2 protein-coding genes are annotated in these 5,095 nt (G+C 60.7%); one reads left to right on the forward strand and one right to left on the reverse strand.

What is annotated here, in order from left to right; translation table 11 throughout:
- Positions 1-1,962 (reverse strand): hypothetical protein (locus tag ACRXB1_RS29950; RefSeq protein WP_449494098.1); only part of this gene is annotated, 1,962 nt, incomplete at its 3' end.
- A 1,317-nt stretch (positions 1,963-3,279) separates the two neighbouring features.
- On the opposite strand from ACRXB1_RS29950, the gene ACRXB1_RS29955 reads away from it, so the two are divergent.
- Positions 3,280-5,095: esterase/lipase family protein (locus tag ACRXB1_RS29955; protein ID WP_449494099.1), on the forward strand; the 1,816-nt coding region annotated here is incomplete at its 3' end.

A 5,095-nucleotide genomic window follows, 5' to 3' on the forward strand; every position in this document is an offset into this window, starting at 1 on the left:
TCCGCGAACTCGCTCGCCGCCGCCGCTACCACCACCACCACCAGCGGAAGGCCCTCTTTCCGGTCCATCGAATGCGTTTGGCGGCGTGTCGTCGCGAGCTGGGAAAAGATGATCGTATCCGCCCATGCTGTCAAAAACGGCCTGTTGCGCGCGGCGGTCTGGCGCATCTTTAGCCATCTCCGCAGCGACCTTCTGATACATATGCTGCTCCTGGCTGCCGGCGCTCGTATCCCAGCCTTGCCCCTGCGCGGCGTTCATGGCGGCGACGAAGTCGTGCGCGTCGTGCGACGCCTCGAAATGAATGCCGCCCGTCGAATGTGCCCAGACATCGGGACGCGCGGTAGTCATGATCGCATTCGTGACGTACTGGCGCGCGAACGATTCCACCCACTCTTTAACCGCCTTCTTGCCGAACTCTTTCACGAGCTTTTCGCCTTGCTTGCCGAGTTCGCTGGACGATTGCGTGTCGACGGCGCCGAAAGCACGGTCGATTATCTCGCTCACGACTCTTCCCTGCGCATCGAGCGGACTCATCGGCGCCGCATAGCGCGCCTCGACCTGTGCCACGATACGCGCTAGTCTCCCGGGATTTTCCTGCTCGAGTTTTTGCAGCGACGGTTCGAGCGTCGACGCGATGTCGCGCTCCACACTCGGCGGAGGAACGGGAGACCCCGGGTCACCGACGTGATGGGCCACTTCCTGACGAACCTTGTTCGCATCGTCGGAGACATCCGTCACCGAGCTCGCGTGATACGTCTGGTCGTCGATTGCCGCGCGCACGAATTCGTTGCGGCTCGTCTGGTTGCGTTCGACCCCGGCTATGTCGTCGAGCACGCTCGAGGCGATCACTTCGCGAATCGCCGCACGAGCCAGAAGCCGGCTGGCGTACTGAACGGTCGAGGGCGTTCGCGCCAGCCGCAGGACGGCGTCGTCAGCGGTCGGTGTCGCCTGCGACAAGGCCGCGTCCAAGTCCTGGCGCGAGTCGTGAGCGACGAGATTGACGCGCAGATTATTCACAACAAGCTGCAGACTATTCGCCAGCGGTTCCGCTGCCCAACCGATAAGCGACACGTAGAGCAACACGGTTGCAAGATAGGACAAAGGTTTCTTCACGATGCCCAGGTCCTCGCTGAAGCGCTTGCTCGAAATCGAGCGCAACACGCGGTGCCAGACGCTTATGCGCTCCGATTGCTCGGGCGACGCAGTGGCCAGGGCGTGTTCGATATCAAGGTCTTTCGCCGCTTTTTCCACCGACAGTTCATAGAGGCAATGGGACAATTGCTCGAACAACGCCTCGTTGCTGCATGCGCGCTCGGCCTGCGCCTCCTCGCTCAGTCCCGCTGCTGCGGACGAGGTATCGCCGGCGGCCCGTGCGCTGTCCGGCGGAGCCGACTGCTCTTTTCCTGCCTCCCGCTTCTCTTCTGCGCTCAACACGCCCAGTTGCGCGGCAAGTTCGTCGATCCTGTCCAGAAACGGCCAGAGCGAGGTGTCGGCTCTTAGCGCCGGAAGTTCTTCCGGATGTTCCCTCAAATGGTCGTAGATTCTCACTGCCTCTTCCGACCACGTTTGCGCGAGGCGTCTTCTCGCGTGCCGAGCCGTTTTCCACAAGACCCACAACGCGCCGACAACACCCACTAAAGAAAGGACCGTCCCGTATCCGTCGGCGATGTGCTTGACCAGTGTGTAAAGTGCTCCGGTGCTCTCGATCATCAGCTTCGGCGCGTTCAGCGAGGCGCCCGCTAGCCGCTCCGAACACCAGACCAGCGCTACGATCACCGCGAGCGCTAGCACACCCGTGGCGGCGAGATCGCGCAGCTTCTCGGCCATAGCCAGCGATCCGGCGCGCAATACCTTCCTGCGCATATCGGATGCGACCCAGCGGTCTTTCAACGCCGGCAAAATTCCGTAATGAAGAATCGCCCACGTGACCCACAGAATGCCCAGAAGCGTGATCAGGTTCATCGCATTCTCCGTATTTTCTTCGCTGGTGTCCTAGCGAGTTCGTCATGTCGTGCCGTGATCGGTAGTGCACCTGAATGCACGGCATATACGACGCAGCGCCAACCGTCGAACAGGTTGCCGGCAATCCATGTGCGAATCGCTAAAGCGGGCGGCTGGACGGCCACCTCTCCCTGAGCTCCTCGAACTGATCGATTCCGCGGCTACCCATGCCGGAGCAATCCGCACAAGCTTGAACTTTTCGGTGCTGTGGATGACGCGCTAGTCGATGAGGACTCTCAAGCAACCCGTAGGGATCTTCTTGATGTTTTATTTCCCTTGCGGCGCCTTGTTTTGAGAGAAGTTTAGGACGCTTTAATCCGCCAACAAGACCAAACTATAGTCGTGGGCAGACAATCTCATGCGGCCGACCGAAAAATTACCGAGTCGGCGCCGATATCAAAAGACTATCTTGCGGTCGACATGATCGGGGATCTGTTGAATCGCAAAAAAGGCGAGGAAGTGCCTCGCCCGCAGAGCGTTCCAATCACAGCGAAGGCGCAAGACGCATCCGCCTTCAACGGACTGCGTCTGCCGATCCGCAAAGGCAGGCGCCCAACTCGTCGTTACGCTGGATCGCTGGTATGAAGCGCTCGCAGTGTCTCTAGACCGAGGAAAGCCTCTCCATGTTGAACGGCGAGCGGAAGTTGCCGTTGACTGCCAACCGGAAGAAGCGTTGCAGACGCGTGAAGCCGCACAGTAGTCGCTCAGCGTCCTGGCATCGGCCTTCGGTGCAAAGAGCTTCGCAAAATCCAAGGCCGTGAGAAGCGCAAAGTCTGGAAGACGCCAGCTCACGCCGTCATTGTCGATTCCCTGTCCATCTCGATCGCCATAAGTGACCTGCACGGAAATCCGAGCGGCATCAGTTCTCCATAACGCGTTACGACGATGTCCCGCTGAATCGCGCACATCGTTCAGTTTGAACGCCTGATCGCACACACCGGATACGGACGACATTTTGGGCGGAAACCGTGCACAGACCTGCGCCTCTTGCCTAGACTGCAGCGTGCTGCTCTGTACGATCTCCCAGCACTTTGCGGGCGTACCACGCGCGCAAGATATGCTTTGCGCAGCATGTTCTCGTTTTTAGCAAAAGCGCCGATTGATACGAACCCTTGTCTGCCGCGTACTGCATTTCTTGAACTATATTTTCGTTCTGCCGCCTCCCAAGACCAAAAACTACGCTCTACTCACTTCCCTGCCCGGCCCCGCCTGTGAAGACAGCGTCATGTGACCAGGCAACTCCAATATCTCGAACAATCGAAGCGCGAGGTAACAGTCATGCCGCAAACTGCCAACACCGTGATTTTCCGAGTGACCGGGCGCAACGAGCGCAACGTCACGTCCGGCGCGCCGGGGCGCGGAACGAGCGTTCCGATCGATGCCCAAGTCACGGACTCAGTCGTCCTGAGCACGACGCGCGGCGCAGGCGACGACTTCCGGCTGGCCGCCACAACTGGAAATCATTACGTCATACTGGATATCAAAGACGGCCCGTCCCTCGTGCTGCATCCCAACAACGCGCGCGACCTGCTGAAGGCACAGCAAACGCCCGACAATGTCACTGCGAACGGCAACGCCGAAGTCTTCGTGCCGAACACGCTCGCGTGGAACGGGCTCACGCCCGCGCGAGGCAAGACGCGTGGCGTTATTGAGCGAGTGTTCCTTTCCGCTATACGGCTCGTGCAGGGGCCGCTGACGAACGCGCTGGAACAAGGCATTGTCGAGAAGCTCATTTCGCACTTCGACGCCTCCGTCGGGAACGGCATGTTCTCGCTCTCGGCTACCGCGCCGGGTAACTTCCGCGCAGTGACGCCGCTAACGGCGGATTCCATTAGGCCGCGTCCCGGCAGTGCGCCTGCGCTGGTCTTTATCCACGGTACGTTTTCGGACACGAGCGGCAGCTTCGGAAAGCTCTGGAGCGAGCATCCTGACAAGGTGGACAGGCTCGTCGCGGCTTATCGCGACAGCGTTTATGCCTTAGATCATCCGACGCTCGGCGCGAGCCCCGTCGCCAACGCGCTCACGCTCGTCAGTGCGCTGAAGGGTAAGAATCGCTTGCATCTGGTGACGCACTCGCGTGGCGGTCTGGTCGCAGAAGTGCTGGCGCGCGTGTGCGCGAATCCCGTCATCAGCGCTGCGGACGAAGCGTTTTTCAAAGACACGCCAGAGCGCTTGGACGAACTGCGCGCGTTGGCCGACGCGATCAGCGAAAAGTCGATCACGGTGGACCGCGTGGTGCGCGTCGCTGGTCCGGTGCGCGGGACGCTGCTGGCCTCGAAACGACTGGATGCGTACTTGTCTGTGCTCAAGTGGACGCTCGAACTTGCGCAGGTTCCGGTCGCGCCGGAACTGGTGGAACTGCTGACTGGGGTCGCACAGGCCGGGCTCGATCCGAAAGACGTGCCAGGACTGGCCGCGCAAGCGCCGGACAGTGCGCTAATTACTTGGCTTCATTCGCCCGCGCGTCCGCTGCCGGGTGACCTGCGCGTGGTCTCGGGTGACGTGCAGGGAGACTCGGTCGCATCCTGGCTAAAAACTTTGTTATCAGATGCATTCTTCTGGACCGACAACGACTATGTGGTACAGACGCGTTCTATGTACGGCGGGGTGCCGCGCGAGCGCACGGCATCGTTTCTGTTCGATCAGAACGGGCAGGTTTCGCACTTCCGCTATTTCAGCAACCCGGCAACCGCCGACGCCATCACGTCCGCGATCATCGATGACGTAACGCCGCGCGGCTTCCAGACTATCGGCCCGCTGTCATGGGCTGGCAAGGATTCGGGTGGGCTGCGCGGCGCCGCTCCTGCCAACGATCCGACGAAACCTGCGCTGATCGTGCTGCCGGGCATTCTCGGCAGCAATCTGAAGATTGGCGACGAGCGGGTGTGGCTGAGTTACCGCATCGTCAACGGGCTCGACCAGCTCGAATACAAGCTCGCCGCCGCTGCTGTGCCACTTGTCGAACCAGATGGTCCTATCGGCCTGTCGTACGACGGGCTGATCGAATACTTCAGCTCGACGCACAACGTCACACCCTTCGCTTACGATTGGCGCGTGCCAGCCGCGCGGCTTCCTGCTCGATCGGCACACGCCA

The organism is Caballeronia sp. M23-90, from assembly GCF_053574605.1.